The following is a 19,972-nucleotide window of genomic DNA, read 5'->3' on the forward strand; positions in this document are numbered from 1 at the left end:
AGCCGTGATCCATTGGCAATCCGTGCCGGCGGTCGGGTGCCGTCACCAAATTCGGACATACCCGGCGAGTTACCCTCGCCTCGCGAATTCAGTTGCCCAGACAGCAGGGGCAGGGGAAGTCTCGCGTTGCCGGACTCTGCCACTAGGGTGGTGGCCATGACAGTCGCCCGGTCCGCCGAGTCAGTTCGAGCAGTTATCAAGGCATACGACGTTCGCGGGGTTGTCGGCGAACAGATCGACGCGGACTTCGTCCGGGACGTCGCCGGTTCCTTCGCCCGGCTGATGCGCGGCGAGGGCGCCCAGCGCATCGTCATCGGTCACGATATGCGCGACTCCTCACCGGAATTGGCTGCCGCCTTCGCCGACGGCGTGCTCGCCCAGGGGCTCGATGTGGTGCACATCGGCCTGGCTTCCACCGACGAGCTCTACTTCGCCTCCGGCCGCCTGGACTGCCCCGGGGCCATGTTCACCGCCAGCCACAATCCCGCCAAGTACAACGGCATCAAGCTGTGCCGCGCCAAGGCGCTGCCGGTCGGCCAGGACACCGGGCTGGCCACCATCACCGAGGAAGTCGTCGCGGGTGTCCCGGCCTTCGACGGGCCGCGCGGCGGCGAGACCCGGGAGGACCTGCTCTCGGCCTACGCCGACTTCCTGCACAAGCTGGTGGACCTGAGCGGCTCGCGCCCGCTGCGCATCGCGGTGGACGCCGGCAACGGCATGGGCGGCTATACCGTGCCCGCCGTGCTGGGCACGCTGCCGCAGTACACGGTCGAGCCGCTGTTCTTCGAACTCGACGGCAGCTTCCCCAATCACGAAGCCAATCCGCTGGATCCGAAGAACCTGGTCGATCTGCAGGACTACGTCCGCAAGACCGTCGCCGACCTCGGCCTGGCCTTCGACGGCGACGCCGACCGCTGCTTCGTGGTGGACGAGAAGGGCGACCCGGTCTCGCCGTCGGCCATCACCGGCCTGGTGGCCGAGCGCGAGCTGACCAAGGAACCGGGCGCGACCGTCATCCACAACCTGATCACCTCGCGGGCGGTGCCGGAGCTGGTGACCGAGCTCGGCGGCACCCCGGTGCGCACCCGGGTCGGGCACTCGTTCATCAAGCAGCAGATGGCGGCCACCGGCGCGATCTTCGGCGGCGAGCACTCGGCGCACTACTACTTCCGCGACTTCTGGGGCGCCGACTCCGGTATGCTCGCGGCCCTGCACGTGCTGGCTGCACTGGGCGAGAAGGACCGGCCCATGTCGGAATTGGCCTCCGCCTACTCGACGTACGCGGCCTCCGGAGAGATCAATTCGACGGTTTCGGATGCGCAGGAGCGGACCCTCGCCGTGCTCGAGGCCTTCGGCAAGCGGGCGAAATCGGTTGATCGGCTGGACGGCGTGACCGTGCAGCTGGCCGACGGCGCGTGGTTCAACCTGCGGGCCTCCAATACCGAACCGCTGCTGCGGCTCAACGTCGAGGCGCGCTCGCAGGATGAAGTAGACGCACTCGTAACCGAGATCCTGAGCATCGTCCGCGCCTGACTGGAATAGTGGAATCACAGAGCTTGGATTCACCAGCGTCTGGTGACCCGATGAGGGGAGGTGGCAACGCCCGATGATCGCTGGGACACCGGTAATCGACCTCGATGACGTCGCCTCGCTGGAGGCGGCGGACGCCGGGGGTGTACTCCGCTCCGCCGCGTCGGGGGGAGCCCAGGTAAGGGCAACCGCCGCGGCACTTTCCGAAGATGCGCTGACCCGACTGACCGATCTACGGCCCCGCAGCCTGGTGCTGGTGTCGGGCAGCGGGCGCGCCGCACGCGCGGCGGCGCTGTTGGTCGCGGCCCTGGGTGACCGCACGAGTATGCCGCTGGTACCGGCGACTTCGATTCCGCCGTGGGTCGGACCGCTGGACGTGGTGCTGGTGGCCGGCGACGACGCCGGTGATCCGCGGCTGGCCGAAGCGGTGGACCGAGCACTTCGACGGGGTGCCGAAGTGGTCGTGGCCGCGCCGGACGAGGGACCCATGCGGGCGGCCGCCGCCGGGCGCGCCACCATTCTCGCGCCGCGGGTGCGGGTCCTCGACCACAACCGCATGCTGCGCTATCTGGCCGCGGGTCTGGCCGTGCTGACCACCATCGACCCGCACCGTATCGGGCCGCTGGTGCCCGAATTGAACACTCTCGCAGACCTGCTCGACGAAGAGGCGCTGCGCGACGGACCGCAGCACGAGGCCTTCCACAATCCCGCCAAGACCCTGGCCACCCGCATGCAGCAGCGCAAGCGCCTGGTACTGGCCGGTGATTCCGGCGCCGCAACCGTGCTCGCCGAGCACGGCGCCGAGGTGCTGCTGGCCACGGCCGGGCAGACCGCCACCGCGGTCACGCTCTCGGAAGCCGTTGCGGCGCACGGCCGGTTGGTCGCCGCCGCCGGGGTCGCGGCCCCCGGATTCGATCCGCTGTTCCACGACGAGCAGCTGGACGGGCCCGCACCGGTGGAGCAGGTGCGGGTGTTCGTGGTGAGCGCCGATCCGGACGAGGTGACGGTGCGCAGGCGACTGGCCGTGTTCGGATCCGACGCGGGGCTGGTCGACACCAACCTGATCACCGTGGACACCGAGGTGGCCGCCGCAGCCACCGTTGCCGCCGAGGCGGAGGGGCAGACCGCGCCCGCCGTCCAGGGTGGTGAGCTGGAAAAGCTTGCGGTACTCGCACTTCGGCTGGAGATGGCGGCCGCCTATCTCCGACTACTCGGTTCCCGCCCGGCCACCGGACCGGGACGCTACGACGGGGGCAATTACTAGTGCACGAACTCGTTGGTGCGCTGCGTTCCTACGCTTGGGGTTCGCGCACCGCGCTCGCTCAGCTGTGCGGACGACCGGTCCCCTCCGCGCACCCGGAGGCCGAACTCTGGTTCGGCGCGCATCCCGCAGATCCGGCGCGGGTGCAGATCAACGGGCACAGCGAATCCCTGCTGGAGCTGGTCAGCGCCGACCCGGAGCGCGAACTCGGGCCGGTGGCGGGCGAATTCGGCGGACGGCTGCCGTTCCTGCTGAAGATCCTGGCCGCCGAGGAACCGCTCTCGCTGCAGGCGCATCCCAGCACTGAACAGGCCCGGGCCGGGTTCGCGCGGGAGAACCACAGCGGGGTTGCCATCGACTCCCCCATGCGCAACTACCGCGACGAGAACCACAAGCCCGAACTCGTGGTGGCGCTGCACCGCTTCGAGGCGCTGGCCGGATTCCGCGATCCGCGCCAGACCGTGCGGCTGCTCAATGCCCTGGATGTGCCGGAACTGAGCCAGTACGCCGAACTGCTTGCCGCCCAGCCCGACTCGGCGGGGCTGCGCACGCTGTTCACCACCTGGATCGCGCTGCCACAGGGCAGTCTGAGCATGCTGCTGCCCAAGGTGCTCGACGGCTGCGTGCGGTATCTGTCCGAGGCCCGAAGCGGCGGCGCCGGCAAGGAATTCGTGGCCGAGCTGCGCACGGCGCTCGAGCTCGCCGAGGCGTATCCCGGCGACGCCGGAGTGCTGGCGGCGCTGCTGCTCAACCGCATCACCTTGGAGCCCGGCGAGGGCCTGTTCCTGGACGCCGGGAACCTGCACGCGTACCTGCGCGGGGTCGGCGTGGAGATCATGGCCAACTCCGACAATGTGCTGCGCGGCGGGCTCACGCCCAAGCACGTGGATGTGCCGGAGCTGCTGCGGGTGCTGGACTTCGAGCCGCTGGATCTGCCCGTCGTGACGGCGGAGCGGGTGTCGGAGAGCGTGTTCCGCTATCACACGCCCGCGCCCGAATTCGCGCTCAGCCGTTTCGAACTGGCCGCGGGGGCCGAGCCGGTGCCGGTGGTGCGGTCGGGGCCGGTGATCGCGCTGGTCACGCACGGGCGGGTGAAGCTGTCGCATGGCAATCACGAGCTGATCGTGGAATGCGGGCACGCGGCGTGGATCTCGGCCGCCGACGGCGGGATTCGCGCGCAGGCGATTGCCGGGGACAAGTGCGGAGCCGAGGAAGCGGACGGCTCGGCGCAGCTGTTCTGCGCCGCCGTCGGCGAGGAGTGACGCCCGGGCTCCAGTAGGCTCTCCCGGTCATAGGCGTTTTAGGACAAAACGGACATAGATTCGGGAAGGGGCGGTTCATTGTCTGCGGGCGGCGGTAAGAAGGCCATCCTGGCGGCGCTGAGCGCGAACGCCGGTATCGCGGCGGCCAAATTCGTGGGCGCGGCGATCACCGGATCGGCGTCCATGCTGGCCGAAGCCGTGCACTCGGTGGCCGACACCTCCAACCAGGGGCTGCTGCTGCTCGGCCAGCGCCGCGCGGAACAGGAGGCCGACCAGCTGCACCCGTTCGGCTACGGGCGCAACCGGTACTTCTATTCGTTCGTGGTCGCGCTGGTCATCTTCGCGCTCGGATCGCTGTACGCGATCTGGGAGGGCATCCACAAGATCCAGCATCCCGAGGAACTGTCCAATCCGGTCGTCGCGATCATCATTCTCGGCCTCGCCATCGGCCTGGAGGGCTTCAGCTTCATCACGGCCATGCGGGAATCCAAGCCGCTCAAGGGCAATTCGAGCTGGTGGCGGTTCATCCGCAACTCGCGCAATCCGGAGCTGCCGGTGGTGCTGCTGGAGGACTCGGGCGCACTCATCGGCCTGATCTTCGCCTTCGCGGCCATCAGCCTGACCATGATCACCGGCGATCCGGTGTGGGACGGCGTGGGCACCCTGGCCATCGGCCTGCTGCTCGGCGGCATCGCCGTCATCCTCATCATCGAGATGCAGAGCCTGCTCATCGGTGAAGGCGCGACGCCTGAGGAGGACGCCAAGATCCGCACCGCACTGGTCGACGACCGGCGCATCGACCGGGTCATCCACCTCCGCACCCAGTATCTGGGCCCGGAGGAAATGCTGGTGGCGGCAAAGGTTTCCATCGTGCCCGGCCTGACGATCGCCGATATCGCCACGGCGATCGACGACGCCGAGGCGCGGGTACGCGCGGAGGTCCCGGCCGCCCGGGTCATCTACCTGGAGCCGGATCTGTATCGGACGCACTCCTCCGCCTCCCCGAGCCTTTAGCGGACGGCTCAGCTGCCGTTGACAGTTGGGAACCCGTGCCGGCGGTTGGCGGCCCAACCGATTTCAGAAGTACCCGACGAGTTACCCTGACCGGCACGAAATCAGTTGTCACTCATCGATCGGCGAGGCGGATGACGAACCGCAAGCCCGACCAGGTGTCGTCGATGGCGGCGACCTTGTTGTCGACCAGCCCCTGAGCCAAACCGTATTCCCGAGCGGCGTTCTCACCGAGATCGGTGGGCACGCCGCTCGCCTTCTTGGGCCAGGCCAGCCACAGGCCGCCGTCGATCGCCAGCCGCTGCCGCCACCCGGGGAACCGGCGCGTCAGGGTGGCACGGTCCGGACAGAACCCGAGGATCACGTCGTACGGCCCGGCGCCCGCCCGGCGATGCACCTCGGCCCCGCCGGGCAGTTCGCCCAGCTCGAAACCCGCCGGCGCACCGGCCAGCAGCACCCGGCTCTCGGCCTTGATGCCGAGCTTGCGCGGCAGGGGCGTGCCCGAATATCCGGCCATGCCCCGGAGCGTAGCAATCAAATGCGCCAGTGGTCGGTCAGTAGTTCGAGGGGGTCGGTGCGGACGTCGAATTCGGTGCGAAGGGCATGGCGGGCGGCGAAGTAGCCGTTCATGCCGTGCACGCCCGGGCCGGGCGGGGTCGCAGCGGAGCACAGGTAGACGCCGGATAGCGGGGTCGAGTACGGATTCCAGCGGGGCGCGGGGCGGAACACGGTCTGGCGCAAGGTCATCGCGCCCGCGGAGATGTCGCCGCCGATGTAGTTGGGGTTGTGGGCGGGCATGGTGGCGGCCGTGCGGACGTGGGTGGCGAGGACGAGGTCGCGAAAGCCGGGGGCGAAGCGTTCGACCTGGGCGGTGACGGCCTCGGTGAGATCCTCGACGGAACCGTTGGGGACGTGGGCATAGGTGTAGAGAGTGTGTTTGCCTTCCGGGGCCCGGGTCGGATCGACGACCCCGGGCTGGATGGCCAGCACGTAGGGGCGGTCGGCGTGACGCCCTGCGGTCACGGCCTTTTCGGCGGCGACGGCCTCGGCGCGGGTGCCGACCAGGTGCAGGGTGCCGGCGCGATCACAGCCGGTGGCCTGCCACGGGACGGGTCCGGCGAGCGCGAAGTCGACCTTGCAGGCCGCACCGCCGTAGCGGAATCTGTTGAGCGCGAAGTTGTATCGGGCGGGCAGGGTCGCGATGCGCTGGAGTTCGGCGGGCGCGACATCCAGCAGAACGGCCCGGACCTCGTCGAATTCGTCGAGGGAGTCGACGCGGTGGCCGGTGAAGATGCGGCCGCCATGGGTTTTCAGATCATCGGCGAGCGCGTCCACGATGGCCTGGCTGCCGCCGCGCGGGACCGGCCAGCCGCTCACATGGGCGAGGGTGCCGAGCAGCATCGCGACGCCCGCGCCCGGCACACCGCGCGGGGGCCGGATGGCATGCGAGGCCACGCCGGTCAGCAGGGCGGGCGCGATGTCCTCGCGAAAACGCATGTTCCACAACGGCGTCGACTGTTCCAGCACCCGGCGGACGAAGCGCAGTTCGATGCCCGGATCCAGGTGCAGCAGGCCGGCCGGGTCGATCGGCGGATGCCGCAGATCCGACATGGCCAGCCCGACCAGGTCCTCCCACTTGCGCACCAGCGGGCCGAACAGCCGCCGCCAGGAACCGCCGTCGCGCCCCAGGCCGTCGGCGGTGCGGTCGAGATCGCGCCAGGCCAGACCGGCGTGCCCGCCGTCGAGCGGATGCGCGTAGGACACCTGCGGGGTGAGCAGTTCGACGCCGTGCGCCTTCAGATCGAAGGCCCGGAAGAACGGGGACGCCACCGCCATGGGATGCGCGCCCGCGCACAGGTCGTGATGGAAGCCCGGCAGGGTCACCTCGCCGGTGCGACAGCCACCGCCGATGTGGTCGGAGGCCTCGTACACCTCCACCTCGAGCCCGGCCCGAGCCAGGATCACCGCCGCCGCCAGCCCGTTGGGCCCGGATCCAACCACCACCGCGTCAGCCATGGATTCAGCCTAGGCCGGGCTCGGCCGGTGGCGGCCCAACCATGGGGTCAGTCACCGCGAACCCATTGCGCGACCAGGATTTCCAGCCGCTGGTCCCGGAAGCCGGGCCGCAGGCGGCCACTGCGGTCCAGGGTGGCCAGCCCGTGCAGGCTGCTCCAGCCGACCTCGGTGAAGGTCTCGGGATCGTGCGGCGGGGCGAAGGGGGCGAAGGTCTGCAGCAGCTCGCCGAAGGCGTCCTTCAACGCCTGCGGCGCTTCGGGGCCGAACTTCAGGTCCGTGTGCAGCAGGAACATGGCGTCGTAGAGGGCGGCGCTGTCGCGGGCGAAGTCGAGGAAGCCCTGGGCGACCGCGCGCAGCGCCTGCTCCGGGGTGGCGGCGGACGCGCGAAGTTGCTTGACGACCGCGCCGAATTCGGTGCAGCCCGCCTCGGCGACGGCCGACACGATGGCGTCCTTCCCCGCGAAATGGCTGTACAGCACGGGCTGGCTGTATTCGATGCGTTCGGCGAGCTTGCGCACGGTGACCGCGTCCCAGCCGTCGGTCTCGGCGATCTCGCGGGCGGTGTCGACAATGCGCTGCCGGCGTTCGGCGCGCTCACGTTCCTTACGGGTCTGGATGGCGCTCATGAAGAAAACTCTAGCACCGCTAGACAAACTACCGACGAACGAGTTAGCGTTGCTTCATCAGTTAGCACCGCTAGAACTTGGAGCACCCCGCATGATCACCCCACGCCTCACCTCCCGCATCGCCACCACCCTCGCCGTCGCCGGAGCCAGCTTCATCACCTACATCGGCTTCCGCTACCTGACCGACCCGCAGGCCGCGGCGCCCACCTTCGGCATGCGGGTCTCGCCCACCGGCGAAGCCGCCGACTTCCTGAACGTGAAGGGCGTCCGCGATGCCGCCTGCGGACTGCTCATCGTGGCCCTGCTCGCCGCCCGCCAGCGCTACTCGCTGGGTATCGTCATGCTGGTCATGGCCACCATCCCCACCGGCGACATGCTCACCGTCCTGCGCCACGACGGCTCGACTGCCATGGCCTTCGGCGTCCACGGCGTGACCGCCGCGCTGGTCGCCGCCACCGGCCTGCTCCTGGTGAACGAGCGCACCGCCACCGCCGACCGCGCCCTCACCGCATGACCCGCGTCACACCGCGATGAATTCGCCCGAGCCGCACCGTCGATCCCTTCGACACCACAGCGCAAGGAGATGATCATGGCGACCACCAAGCCGCACGGCCCGGCCTCGTACTTCCCCTCCATCGAGGCCAAATACGGCCGCCCCGTGGACGAATGGTTCGCCGCACTGACCACTTCCGGACTCACCGGGCACAAGGACCTGGTGAACTGGCTGAAGACCGAACACGAGCTGGGCCACGGTCACGCCACCGCACTGGTCCAGTTCCATCTCAACCCCGGCAAGTGGGAGCGCTGACCCGCTCCTACCCGGGAAGGTCACGCACCTCGGACACCAGCAGCGGCGCGAGAGACACCATGGCGAAGGCGAATCCGCCCACCAGCGCCACCGGCGACGCACCGAAGCGGTCGGCCAGCGGGCCCATTGCCAGCTGCCCGACCGGGATCGCCGCATAGGACAGCAGATCGCCGTAGGCGGTGACCCGCGAGAGCGTGTCACGCGGAACATGCTGCTGCAGTGAGACTTCCGAGGCGATGTCCAGGGCGGTGAATCCCACCCCGGCCAGGAAGGCGCACCCCAGCAGCACCGGCAGGCCCGCACCGAAACCCAAGGCCAGCAGCCCGAATCCGCCGAACACCCCGAGCAGTTGCCCGGCGCGCAACAGATATCGGAACGTGAGCCGGTACATCACCGCGCTCATGGCGAACAGTCCCAGCGCCCGCACCCCGAGCACCAGCCCCCAGGCCGCGTCACCGGCCCGCTGCCGGGTCAGCGCCGGACCGAGGATCTGCCAGACTCCGGTATAGAGCAGGTTGATCAGGCAGAACGCCACCGTGATCACCCACACCCACCGGATGCCCCGGAAGGTGCGCCACCCGGCCCGCAGCTCCCACCACAACCCGGTCCGCGCCGGGGCGGCGACCGGAGCGAGCCGCAGCCGGGTGAGCAGGGCCGCGGCGACGAGGAAGCTGGCGGCGTCCACCGCGATGGCCCAGCCTCCGCCGACCGTGGCCACCAGCACCCCGGCCGCCGCCGGACCGAGAATCTTGGTGGCATTGCGGGTCCCGGCGAGCAGCGAATTCGCCCGCTGCAGGCCATCATCCGAGACCAACTCCGGCACGATCCCGCGCAGCGCGGGCGCGGCGAATGCGCTCGCCGCACCATTGACCAGCTCCAGCCCCGCGATCAACGGCAGACTGTAGTGCCCGCTGATCAGCACGGCCGCCACCCCGGCCTGCGTCACCCCCGCACACAGATTGGCCCCCATCAACACCGCCCGCCGCGACCACCGATCGGCCACCACCCCGCCGACCAGCAGCAATGCGATCTGCGGAATCACCTGTGCCGCAAGCACAATCCCCAGATCCCCGCCCGACCCGACACCCCGAGCACCGCGAGCGCGAGGGCCACCGGAGTCATCGCACTCCCCGCCAGCGAGATCGCGCGAATCAGCAGGAAGCGCCGGAAGAGCGGGGACAGCCGGGGGTGAGCAGAGAGCGAGACCACGCTCCGATATTCCTCAGGCGGCGGCTCGCTAGGCTAACGCTTCGGAGAAAGGCGAAACGATGACCTTGCTCAGGTTGAACGCGGTCGCGCTGACCCGGTGCCGCTTCGCCCTGTCACCCCTGGCCGAAACGCTCGGCACGCTCATCGCCCTCCACCGCTCGAACACGGATCCGGCCTATTCGGAGCGGCACGCCCGCCTGCGGCCCGTCCTGTCGGAATGGCTGGACCGCGCTCCGGTGGCCGCCGGCCTGGTGCCGCTGGTCGCCGCCACCAAATGGTTCCCGTCCTTCGTCGCCATCCCGCCCACCGGTGGGATGAACACCCGCTTGGCCGACGAATTGGCCGCGGTGGCAGCCTATTCCGATGATCTGGTGCGGGCCGAGGTCCGCGATTCCCTGACGGCGTGCTGGGCGGAACCGGACACCGGGTGGCTGGCGCTGGACAACCTGGGGCCGCGCATCGCCGCCGTCTTCGAGTACGCGTGGACCGCCCTGGTCGCCCCGGACTGGGCGCGCCGGCGCGCAATCCTGGACCGCGACATCACCTTTCGCGCCGGACTGGTCGCCGACCACGGCTGGCACGAGGCCATCGCCTCACTGCGCGCCAAGCCCATCTGGTCCGCCGCCGACACCGCCATCCGCTTCAGCAATCGGGACTACCCCGACCTCGACATCACCGAGGAAGGCCTGATCTTCGTCCCCCGCACCACCCCTGGCGGCTGGTGGACCTGCGACAACGCACCCGCCTACGCCCTGGTCTACCAGGCCCGCGGCACCGCCGCCCCCGCGCCGGCCGCCGATTCCGACCCGCTCGCCACCCTGCTCGGCCCCGGCCGCGCCCGAGTCACCCGCGAACTGACGGCCCCCGCCACCAGCACCCAACTGGCCGCCCTGCTCGACATCTCACTCGGCACGGTTGGCGCCCACCTCGCCGTACTGCGCGACGCAGGCATCATCGCAGGCGCCCGCACCGGCCGAAATGTTGTCTACCGGCTCACCCCACGCGGCGAATCCCTGCTGGCCGCACTCTCTTCGGAGTAGTTGCCGACCGCGATCGGACGTTGTCGTCGCCCGCGATCGAAAGTGATTGCCGACCACGACGTGGCGAATGTCCAACTGCCAGAATGCGATCGGCCGTCCACCTCGGGAGGTGGACGGCCGATCGAGGGGTTTCGCGCCGGTCAGACGTCGGTGGAGAAGCGGATGCCGCCGTCGGGGATGTCGACGCCGGGCCAGATGCGGGCGCCGCGGAGGAGTTCGCAGCGGGCGCCGACGTTCGCGCCGTCGCCGATGACGGCGTCGCGGACCAGGGCACGCGGGCCGATGCGGGCGCCGAAGCCGATGATCGAACGCTCCACGGTGGCACCGGCTTCCACGCGTGCGCCGTCGAAGAGGATCGCGCCGTCGAGGCGGGCGCCCGCGCCGACCTCGGCGCCGCGGCCGACAACCGTGCCGCCGATGAGCAGGGCGCCGGGGGCGACACCCGCACCCGGATGGACCAGGGATTCGCCGCGCTGGCCCGGCAGGGCCGGGGACGGGGCGATGCCGCGGACCAGATCGGCCGAGCCGCGGACGAAGTCCTCGGGGGTGCCCATGTCACGCCAGTAGGAGATGTCCACGTGGCCCTGGATGTGCGCGCCCTCGGCGAGCAGGGACGGGAAGGTCTCCCGCTCGACCGAGACCGGACGGCCGGCGGGGATCTTCTCGATGTACTCGCGGCGGAAGACGTAGCAGCCCGCGTTGATCTGATCGGTGGGCGGATCCTGGGTCTTCTCCAGGAACGCGGTGACCCGGCCGTTCTCGTCGGTGGGGACGCAGCCGAACGCGCGGGGGTCGCTCACCCGCACCAGGTGCAGGGTGACGTCCGCGCCGGAGGTGTGGTGCGTCTCGAGGACGCTGCCGAGGTCGGTGCCGCCGAGTACGTCGCCGTTGAACACCAGGACGGTGTCGGCGCGCAGCTTGGGCAGCACGTTGCGGATGCCGCCGCCGGTGCCCAGCGGTTCGGTCTCGGTGACGTATTCGAGCTCGAGGCCGAGGTCGGAGCCGTCACCGAAGTGCTCCTCGAACACCTCCGCCTTGTAGGAGGTGCCGAGCACCACGTGAGTGATGCCGGCATCGGCGATGCGGGCCAGCAGATGCTGCAGGAACGGCAGTCCGGCCGTGGGCAGCATCGGCTTGGGGGCGGACAAGGTCAGCGGACGCAGGCGGGTGCCCTGGCCTCCGACCAGGATCACCGCGTCCGTTGACCCGGCGGTACTACCGCTGTTCGCCATCTTCTCCCCTGTTGTCAGGTTGTCAGGAATGCGCGCCCGCGATGTTAAACAATCTCGTTTCGATCACGTTCGCGCAGTGCGGATCGAACCGCAAGCCGGCATCGGATCGCAAGTCCAGCCTTCAGCGCGACCCGCAGCGGAGCCTGCCACCAGTGCGGATGCCGGTCGGCCTGGAACCGATAGGCGCTGGCGTGGTGCGCGGGCAGCATGGTCTCCGGATGACGACCCGCGGCATGCCCCTTGGCATGCGTGACCTCCGCGGACGGCACGAAGACATTGTGCCAGCCTGCTTTGCCCATGCGATCACCGAAGTCGACGTCCTCCATGTACATGAAGTAGCGGGAGTCGAAACCGTCGATGGAGTCGAAGGCGGCGCGGCGCACCAGCAGGCACGAGCCCGACAGCCAGCCGACCGAACGTTCGGAGATCTCCTCGTTGTCCTGGCGGTAGCGCAGGGTCCACGGGTTCTTGGGCCAGATGCTGCCCAGGATGGCGTGGCCGGCGCCGTCGGCGATGCCGGGCACCGAGCGCGCGGACGGATAGGTGCTGCCGTCCGGCTCGAGCACCATCGGGCCCAGGGCGCCGGCGCGCGGCCAGCGGCGGGCCGCGGCCAGCAGCTCGTCGATGGAGTCGGTACCCCAGCGCACGTCCGGGTTGGCGATGACGATGAATTCGATGTCCGGGTCGATCTCGGCGACCGCGCGGTTGATGGCGCCGCCGTAGCCGATATTGCCGCCGGTGCGCAGCAGGCGCACATGGGCGTTGGCCTCGGCGGCCATTTCCGGGGTGCCGTCCACCGAGCCGTTGTCGGCCAGGATGACCTGCGGCTTCTCACCGGTGGCGGTGGCCAGCGTGCTGATGAAATGTTCCAGGTGCTCGCCGGGCGAGTAGGTCACCGTGACGACGGCCAGCTGCGGTTTTTTCTCCGCGGCGGGGGGTTGTCCGACAGAATCCGAGGGGCTCACGGGGGCCCAGGATAGTCGGAGATGGCGGCCAGTGCGTCGTTCAGTGCCCGCTTCCAGTGACGCAGTGGCGACAGGCCCGCAGCGGCCCACGAATTGCCCGAAAGTACCGAATACGCCGGGCGCGGAGCGGGTCTCGGGAAATCCTCGGTGCCGCAGGGCAGTACGCGTTCCGGGTCCGCGCCGAGGCCGGTGAAGACGGCCCGGGCCAGATCGAACCAACTGGCCTGGCCTGCATTGGTGGCGTGCAGGATTCGAGGTGTAGCGGGATTGCCGGGCCGGCCCGCCAATTCCAGCAGGCCCGCCGCGAGATCGGGCGCGTAGGTGGGCGAGCCGATCTGGTCGCGCACCACGGTGATGGTGTCGCGCTCGCGTTCCAGCCGCCGCATGGTGGCCACGAAGTCGACGCCCGCACCGGTGTAGACCCACGCGGTGCGCACGATGTCCGCGTCGGGCGCGAACTCCAGAACCGCTTGCTCCCCAGCCAGTTTCGACCGTCCGTAGACCGTGGCCGGTCCGGTCGGATCGTCCGGTTCGTACGGGTGCGTGCCGGTGCCGGGGAAGACGTAGTCGGTGGAGACGTGAATCAGGCGCGCGCCGTTCTCGGCGCACACCCGGGCCAGCACGCCCGGCCCGGCGGCGTTCACCGCGAAGGCCGCGTCCACGTCGGTCTCGGCCCGATCGACGGCGGTGTAGGCGGCGCAGTTGATCAGCACGTCACCGGGATTCACCAGCTTGCGCACGGCATCGGCGTCGGTGATGTCGAGATCGGTGTGGGCCACGCCACGCGCACCGGGAGCGAGCGTCATCATCGCGCGCCCGAGCTGACCGCGCGCACCCGTCACCAGCAGTCGCGCGGAATCCGGGCGCGGTCGGCCGGTGGTCGGGCTCACGTCATGGGCGGTCACGGCTGCCAGTCTGGCACGGACCCCGCACGACTCACGGAGCCGGTGATGCGGCAACATCACGGCTACCACCACTAGCCTGACTGGCGGGGGCCTTCCCATCGACGTGACCTCGCTCATCGGGGTCCGCTCGGCCGAAGACGCGAAAGGGAGATCGGGTTGCCGGACCGCACGTGGGCATCCGCGCCGCTACCGCCGCGCTCCGGCATGGGATCGCGTGGGCGATGGCTCGGCGGTCCGGGCCGCGCTCTCGCCGCCGTGATCTCGGTCCTGGTGCTGACGGTGACCGGATTGGGCTGGCACAGCGTGGATCAGCTGGTGTCGGGCATCGAGCGGATCGGCAATCTGGGACTCGGCGGCGACCGGGCCGACGGCGCGACCGACATCCTGGTGGTCGGCATCGACTCCCGCACCGACGCCCACGGAAACCCGCTCACCTCAGGCGAATTGGCCATGCTGCACGCCGGCGACGACGGCGAGGGCGGGCTCAACACCGACACCATCGTGCTCATCCGGGTGCCCAACGACGGCAGCTCGGCGACCGCCATCTCGATCCCCCGCGACTCCTACGTCGATATCCCCGGCCTGGGCATGGGAAAGATCAACTCCGCCTACGGCGTCACCAAGGCGACCACGCAGCAGAAGCTGATCAACAAGGGCACCGATCCGGGCGAGGCCGACCGTCAGTCGACGCTGGCCGGGCGGCAGGCGCTGGTCAAGACGGTGGCAAACCTCACCGGCATCACCGTCGACCACTACGCCGAGGTCGGGCTGCTGGGGTTCGTGCTGCTCACCGATGCCGTCGGCGGCGTCGAGGTGTGCCTGAAGAATCCGGTGGACGAACCGCTTTCGGGCGCGGACTTCCCCGCCGGGCAGCAGAAGCTCGATGGCGCACAGGCTTTGAGCTTCGTGCGCCAGCGCCACGAGCTGCCGCGCGGCGACCTGGACCGCATCGTGCGCCAGCAGGTGTACATGGCGCAGCTGGTGCACCAGGTGCTCAGCGCCAGGACGCTCACCAGCCCCGGCCGGTTGAAGGAACTCAGCGATGCCGTCGGCCGCACCATCGTGCTCGACGACGGCTGGGATGTGCTCGGCTTCCTGCACGAGCTGCAGGATCTGTCCGGCGGCCAGGTGAAGTTCGAGACCATCCCGGTCAAGGACCTCAACGGCTGGACCGAGGATGGCGAATCCGTGGTCCGGGTGGATCCGGCGGCGGTGCACAAGTATGTGGCCAGGGCGATCGGCAACGATGACGCCCGGACCGAGGGCGGAGTGGACCCGTCCACGGTGACCGTCGACGTCTACAACGCCTCGGGCGCCGGTGGCCTGGCCGCGCAGGCGGCGCAGGCGCTGGCGGCCAAGGGTTTCCGCACCGGCACGGTGGACAACTGGATCGGCGGTCCGATCCAGAGCAGCCGGGTGCAGGCGTCCTCGGGCGGCGACGCCAAAGCGAGGGCAGTGGCGCAGGCGCTGGGCGGGCTGCCGGTGATGGCGGAATCGGGACTGCCCGAGGGGGCGGTTCGCGTGGTGCTGGCGACTGACTACGCTGGTCCGGGTTCGGCGACCGGCAGCGCCACCTTCGACTTCTCCGGAAGCAGTACGACCGCGACGCCGGTGCCACCCGCCCCACCCATCGACGCCGGTACGAACGGACCGAAATGCGTGAACTGAACGAGACCCTCACCGACGCGGTACTCGACCCCATCCTCGCCCGCGATCCCGCGGGCCCGCGCATCACTTACTACGACGACGCCACGGGCGCGCGGATCGAGCTGTCCGCGCTGACGCTGGCCAACTGGGCGGCCAAGACCGCCAATATGATTCGCGACGAGTTCGGGCTGTCCTCCGGCGCCCGGGTCGCGGTGCTGCTCCCGGCGCACTGGCAGACCGCGGCCGTGCTGCTGGGCTGCTGGTGGGCGGGTGTGGAGGTGGTGCTGCACGCCGATCCCGACGCCGAGCTGGCGCTGGTCACCGCCGACCGCATCGACGAGGCCGACGGGATCGCGGAGGTCGCCGCCCTGTCCCTGGATCCGATGGGCATGCCGGTGCGCGATCTGCCGATCGGCGTCACCGACTACGCCACGTCGGTGCGGGTGCACGGCGACCAGTTCCATCCGCGCGGCATCGGCTGCGCGCTCGACGGCACCTCGGTCTCCGCGGTCCTCGACGAGGCCCGCAAATCCGCTGCCCGCCAGGGCTTCACCGCCGAGGATCGGGTGCTGTCGACCGCGGCCTGGGACACCCCGGCCGAACTCGTCGACGGACTCGTCGCGGTGCTGGCCGTAGGCGCCTCGCTGGTCCAGGTCGCCAATCCAGACCCGGCCGCTCAGGAACGCCGCATCACTTCGGAGCGGGTGACCGCCCAGCGCCGCTGAGCACGCCTTTCCCGAGCACGGCCCTCCTACCGCGGTAGGAGGGCCGTTTCCCTCCTACGGATGTTTCTCGCCCGCGGAGGTTTCCGTACCGTGGAATCATCCGACGACGAGGGAGTCCCGCGATGATGAGTCCTCGATACTGGACCCGATGGCTGGTCGAACACGGTGCCCCGCGGTGGGCACTGCGACTGCAGGCCCGCCAGGACAATCCGTTCGCGAAACTGATCACCACCTCGGACGCGCTGGACGACCCGTACCCGCAGATCGAGGAGATTCGCCGCCGCGGGCGCCTGGTGCACAACCCGTACACCTGGGCCACGGCCGACTACGAGCTGACCCGGGCCATCCTGCGTGACAACCGCTTCGGCGCGTTCGGGCCCGATGGCGTGGATATGCCGGCATGGCTGCGCGGCCGGCTGAAGCGGGCGCAGACCCCGCCCAATCCGGTCGAACCGCCGTCGATGCTGATGATCGATCCGCCGGATCACACCCGCATCCGCAAGTCGGTGTCGGCGGCGTTCACCCCGCGCGCCATCGGCCGGCTGCGCGACCGGGTGGAGTCGGTGACCGCCGAGCTGCTCGACGCGCTGCCGCCGAACGGCTCCGCCGACCTCATCGCGGCCTTCGCACAGCAGGTGCCGATCGCGATCATCACCGAGATGCTGGGCTTCCCGCACGCCTCCCGCGACGAGTTCCTCAGCTGGGGTGACGCGGCCAGCCCGCTGCTGGACATCGGCATCTCCTGGCGGTCCTGGCACGATGCCTACACGGCCATGGGTGTCATGGACAGCTATCTGAACGACCACCTGGCCGAGCTGCGGCGCACACCCGGCGAGGACATCCTCTCCAGCCTGGTGACGGCCGGGGAACTGAACGAGCGCGAGCTCAAGGCGACCGCGAGCCTGCTGATGGGCGCGGGGTTCGAGACCACCGTCAACCTGATCGGCAACGGCATCGTCCAATTGCTGTCGCATCCCGAGCAATTGGCCATGCTGCGCGCGGACCCGGACCTGTGGCCGCAGGCGGTGGACGAGATCCTGCGCTTCGACCCGCCGGTCACCATGACCGCCCGAATCGCCCTGTGCGACGCCGAGGTCTGTGATTTCCGGCTCGCGGCGGGCACGGTGCTCGTGATGTCGCTGGCGGGCGCGAACCGGGATCCGAACAAGTTCGAGGACCCCAACCGCTTCGACATCACCCGCGCCGATGCTCGCGAGCACCTGACGTTCTCCAGCGGCATCCACACCTGCCTGGGCGCGAGCCTGGCCCGGATGGAGGGCGTGTACGCGCTGCGCGCGCTGTTCGACAACTTCCCCGATCTCACCCTGGCGGGCACGCCCGAACGCCGCCCGCTCTACACCCTGCACGGCTACGCGCACATGCCCGCCCGGCTGGGCCGGCGTGCCACCGCCACCGTGTGATCGATTGCGGCCCACCGTGGGATCGGTTGTGGCTCAGTAGAACCCGACCACGTCGTCGCCCCATACGGTATTGCGATCGCGGTCGGGATCGTCGATGACGCGGTCCACATTGTCGATGACCAGGGTGGTACGGGTCGCGGCACTGTAGGGCGGCCAGTGCTTGGAGCCGTCGATGGCGGCGGGCACGCCGTATTCGGCGAAGGCCAGCCAGCGGCGCATCATGCGGCCCGCGACCTCCTGTGCCGCTTTGCGTCCGCCCAGCCAGAAGGTGGGGTCGTAGTCGAAGGATCCGAAATTGCCGAAGACATAGGGCAATTCGGTGGCGTGGCCGGCGCCGACCCGGGCGGCCTTGAGCATCGGAGTGGCGTGGTCGAAGCGGTACATCCAGGTCGGCGAGTGCGCCGAATGCGCGTCGGCCACCCAGTGCGAGGGCATGCGGAAGGCGGCGTCGGTGGACATGGTGAGCGCGCCGCGCGGGGTGCTGGACTCGTAGGCGGAGGCGATCTCCGCCAGCCGCTCCGCCGACAGGCCGGGGTGTTCGGCAGCCACTCCGCGCAGCATGGCATTCACCGCATCCGGGGTGACCGGCATGATGGGCGAGCGGAACAGCCGGAACAGCGAGGCCTCGTCCTTGTTGGTGCCGATGATCAGCGGCACCCGGTGCGAACGGCCCTGTTGGAAGCGCTCGCTCGGGTAGGCGGGCAGCAGGTTGCCGTCGACCACGGGCGCGGCGGCCAGCCGGCCGGGTTCGCGCAGCGGCACCTCGTCGAGCAGGGCGCCGGCCGCGGTCACGATGCGTTCGATGGGCATGGTGAGCAGCTCGGCCGAATGGTCGGGGGTCAGCTCCACCAGTTCCAGATAGCGCTTGGCCACCACGGCGGCGCGCTCAGGCCCGAAAACCGTGGTGGCGGGCGGGGATTGGGCGATGGCACGGTGAAACAGGCCCGCCGACAGCGGTGAGGTGAGCAGCGCGGTGACGCAGCCCGCACCGGAGGATTCGCCGAAGATGGTGACATTGCCCGGATCACCGCCGAAGGCAGCGGCATTGTCACGCACCCACTGCAGGGCCGTGATCTGGTCGTGCAGGCCCAGATTCGGGACGAATTCGTCGCCGAGCGAGGACAGATCGAGGAAGCCCAGCGCGCCGAGCCGGTAGTTGACGGCGACCACGATCACATCGGCGGTTTCGGCCAGCCGCCGCCCGTCGTAGATGGCCTGGGCGGCGGTGCCCAGGCAGAAGGCGCCGCCGTGCAGCCACACCATGACCGGGCGGAGTTCGTCCGCGTCGGCGGTCGGGGCCCAGACATTGAGCCAGAGGCAGTTCTCACCCATGCGCAGGTTGGCGTCGACGGGTACGAACCCCGGGGTCTGCGGTGCCACGTCACCGAAGCGCACGCATTCGCGGACGCCGGTCCAGGATTGCGGGGGCTGCGGCAATCGGAAGCGATTGGGCCCGGCCGTGCTGGCTCCGTAGGGAATGCCGCGCCACAGCGCCACCGCACCGTCCAGCACACCGGACACCTCGCCGTTCGCGGTCCGCGCAACCGGCGCGCGATCACGTTCCGACAGCGTGTCGAAGAATCGAGTGCTCACACCACACCTCCTCGTACTCCGTAAATCGAGGGTACTGGGTGGTCCCGGGTGCACCTCGGGATCGACGTCAGCGGGCCGCCGGTGCGCCCGGGCGTCGTCTACGCTGGGCGGGTGCCGAGCTATGCGTATCGATGCCGCAGCTGCGGCGACACCTTCGAGCTGACCCGTCCCATGGCCGAGGCGTCCGCCCCGGCGACCTGCCCGGTGGGCCATGACGACACCGTCAAACTCCTGACCACCTTCGGGACCGTGACCCGTGGCGGCACCTCCCCCGTGCCCGCGCCGGCGCCGTCGGGTGGTGGCGGCTGCTGTGGTGGCGGCTGCTGTAGCTGATCCGGCTTCTGCCACGGAGTACGCGGGCATCCCGGATTGGGTAACGGCGGGAATGTGGCGGGCATTATAGATGGGCCAAGGCGGCGCCTTCTAGAGTTCAGCGAAACCGCGTAGACTTCCAGCAGGTCGGGACAGCATTTCTGGAGCCCTATCATGACCGAGAGAAAGAGTTCACGCACAAGGTTCGCACGATTGGCGGCCGCCGCCGGTATAGCCGCAATTGCCGCGATTCCGGTCGCCGCAGCCGCGGCAAAAGCGCCTCCCGCTGGAGCAACGACGCCCCCGTCTGCAACCCAACTCGTCGACAACCCCGGTTGGGGTGGCGGCCACGGTTGGGGTGGCGGTGGCGGCCACGGTTGGGGTGGCGGTGGCGGCTGGGGTGGCGGCC

The 19,972-nt window shown here is 69.7% G+C and carries 19 protein-coding genes; 11 read left to right on the top strand and 8 right to left on the bottom strand.

What is annotated here, in order from left to right; all coding sequences use genetic code 11:
* Positions 1–156 precede the first annotated feature (156 nt).
* From ACIRRA_RS17485 to ACIRRA_RS17500, 4 genes are all read left to right on the top strand, one after another.
* Positions 157–1,533, top strand: coding sequence for a phosphomannomutase/phosphoglucomutase (locus tag ACIRRA_RS17485; protein WP_402768607.1), 1,377 nt, complete (start codon positions 157–159; stop codon positions 1,531–1,533).
* Positions 1,534–1,606: 73 nt separating this feature from the next.
* Positions 1,607–2,794: a tobH protein gene (locus ACIRRA_RS17490; RefSeq protein ID WP_402768610.1), complete on the top strand. Its 1,188-nt coding sequence runs from the start codon at positions 1,607–1,609 to the stop codon at positions 2,792–2,794.
* Positions 2,794–4,053, top strand: a complete 1,260-nt coding sequence (gene manA / locus ACIRRA_RS17495) for a mannose-6-phosphate isomerase, class I (RefSeq protein ID WP_402768612.1) — start codon at positions 2,794–2,796, stop codon at positions 4,051–4,053. The genes ACIRRA_RS17490 and manA overlap by 1 nt, the downstream gene beginning before the upstream one ends.
* Before the next feature lie 78 nt (positions 4,054–4,131).
* Positions 4,132–5,067 (top strand): cation diffusion facilitator family transporter, encoded by a 936-nt coding sequence (locus ACIRRA_RS17500; protein ID WP_402768615.1) that lies wholly within the window; start codon positions 4,132–4,134, stop codon positions 5,065–5,067.
* A 112-nt stretch (positions 5,068–5,179) separates the two neighbouring features.
* On the opposite strand, the gene ACIRRA_RS17505 is transcribed toward ACIRRA_RS17500, so the two are convergent.
* The 3 genes from ACIRRA_RS17505 to ACIRRA_RS17515 are packed head-to-tail and all read right to left on the bottom strand — an operon-like array spanning position 5,180 to position 7,706.
* A complete protein-coding gene (locus ACIRRA_RS17505) occupies positions 5,180–5,581 on the bottom strand; it encodes a DUF3052 domain-containing protein (RefSeq protein WP_402768618.1) in 402 nt (133 codons plus the stop codon).
* A gap of 17 nt (positions 5,582–5,598) precedes the next feature.
* Positions 5,599–7,080 carry a phytoene desaturase family protein gene (locus ACIRRA_RS17510; RefSeq protein WP_402768621.1) on the bottom strand — a complete coding sequence of 494 codons (1,482 nt, stop codon included), beginning with the start codon at positions 7,078–7,080 and terminating at the stop codon, positions 5,599–5,601.
* 47 nt (positions 7,081–7,127) lie between these two features.
* A complete protein-coding gene (locus ACIRRA_RS17515) occupies positions 7,128–7,706 on the bottom strand; it encodes a TetR/AcrR family transcriptional regulator (protein ID WP_402768624.1) in 579 nt (192 codons plus the stop codon).
* A 91-nt stretch (positions 7,707–7,797) separates the two neighbouring features.
* Here ACIRRA_RS17515 and ACIRRA_RS17520 point away from each other — a divergent pair, with 91 nt between their 5' ends.
* Both ACIRRA_RS17520 and ACIRRA_RS17525 read left to right on the top strand, forming a co-directional pair.
* Positions 7,798–8,220: a DUF4267 domain-containing protein gene (locus tag ACIRRA_RS17520; protein ID WP_402768627.1), complete on the top strand. Its 423-nt coding sequence runs from the start codon at positions 7,798–7,800 to the stop codon at positions 8,218–8,220.
* 75 nt (positions 8,221–8,295) lie between these two features.
* Positions 8,296–8,514, top strand: coding sequence for a DUF4287 domain-containing protein (locus ACIRRA_RS17525; RefSeq protein WP_402768630.1), 219 nt, complete (start codon positions 8,296–8,298; stop codon positions 8,512–8,514).
* Positions 8,515–8,521: 7 nt separating this feature from the next.
* Here the strand turns inward: ACIRRA_RS17525 and ACIRRA_RS17530 are convergent, their stop codons facing one another.
* Complete coding sequence (locus ACIRRA_RS17530; protein WP_402768751.1) at positions 8,522–9,733, bottom strand: MFS transporter; 1,212 nt, start codon at positions 9,731–9,733, stop codon at positions 8,522–8,524.
* Between the two features lie 49 nt (positions 9,734–9,782).
* Here ACIRRA_RS17530 and ACIRRA_RS17535 point away from each other — a divergent pair, with 49 nt between their 5' ends.
* Entirely contained in the window at positions 9,783–10,763 is a 981-nt protein-coding gene (locus ACIRRA_RS17535; protein WP_402768633.1) for an ArsR/SmtB family transcription factor, read from the top strand.
* A gap of 140 nt (positions 10,764–10,903) precedes the next feature.
* Here the strand turns inward: ACIRRA_RS17535 and ACIRRA_RS17540 are convergent, their stop codons facing one another.
* The 3 genes from ACIRRA_RS17540 to rfbD are packed head-to-tail and all read right to left on the bottom strand — an operon-like array spanning position 10,904 to position 13,865.
* Entirely contained in the window at positions 10,904–11,995 is a 1,092-nt protein-coding gene (locus tag ACIRRA_RS17540) for a sugar phosphate nucleotidyltransferase (protein WP_402768636.1), read from the bottom strand.
* Between the two features lie 44 nt (positions 11,996–12,039).
* Complete coding sequence (locus ACIRRA_RS17545; protein ID WP_402768639.1) at positions 12,040–12,960, bottom strand: glycosyltransferase family 2 protein; 921 nt, start codon at positions 12,958–12,960, stop codon at positions 12,040–12,042.
* Complete coding sequence (gene rfbD / locus ACIRRA_RS17550) at positions 12,957–13,865, bottom strand: dTDP-4-dehydrorhamnose reductase (protein ID WP_402768642.1); 909 nt, start codon at positions 13,863–13,865, stop codon at positions 12,957–12,959. The genes ACIRRA_RS17545 and rfbD overlap by 4 nt, the downstream gene beginning before the upstream one ends.
* 204 nt (positions 13,866–14,069) lie before the next feature.
* Between rfbD and ACIRRA_RS17555 the strand changes: the two genes are divergently transcribed.
* The 3 genes from ACIRRA_RS17555 (at position 14,070) to ACIRRA_RS17565 (ending at position 17,658) form a co-directional block, all read left to right on the top strand.
* Positions 14,070–15,533: an LCP family protein gene (locus tag ACIRRA_RS17555; protein ID WP_402768754.1), complete on the top strand. Its 1,464-nt coding sequence runs from the start codon at positions 14,070–14,072 to the stop codon at positions 15,531–15,533.
* Entirely contained in the window at positions 15,521–16,237 is a 717-nt protein-coding gene (locus ACIRRA_RS17560) for a TIGR03089 family protein (protein ID WP_402768645.1), read from the top strand. The genes ACIRRA_RS17555 and ACIRRA_RS17560 overlap by 13 nt, the downstream gene beginning before the upstream one ends.
* Before the next feature lie 125 nt (positions 16,238–16,362).
* A complete protein-coding gene (locus ACIRRA_RS17565; protein WP_402768757.1) occupies positions 16,363–17,658 on the top strand; it encodes a cytochrome P450 in 1,296 nt (431 codons plus the stop codon).
* A gap of 33 nt (positions 17,659–17,691) precedes the next feature.
* Here the strand turns inward: ACIRRA_RS17565 and ACIRRA_RS17570 are convergent, their stop codons facing one another.
* Positions 17,692–19,251, bottom strand: coding sequence for a carboxylesterase/lipase family protein (locus tag ACIRRA_RS17570; RefSeq protein ID WP_402768648.1), 1,560 nt, complete (start codon positions 19,249–19,251; stop codon positions 17,692–17,694).
* Positions 19,252–19,299: 48 nt separating this feature from the next.
* On the opposite strand from ACIRRA_RS17570, the gene ACIRRA_RS17575 reads away from it, so the two are divergent.
* Positions 19,300–19,584 carry a zinc ribbon domain-containing protein gene (locus tag ACIRRA_RS17575; protein ID WP_402768651.1) on the top strand — a complete coding sequence of 95 codons (285 nt, stop codon included), beginning with the start codon at positions 19,300–19,302 and terminating at the stop codon, positions 19,582–19,584.
* Positions 19,585–19,972: the final 388 nt, after the last annotated feature.

It is taken from the genome of Nocardia sp. NPDC101769 (assembly GCF_044766925.1).
Taxonomy (GTDB): domain Bacteria; phylum Actinomycetota; class Actinomycetes; order Mycobacteriales; family Mycobacteriaceae; genus Nocardia.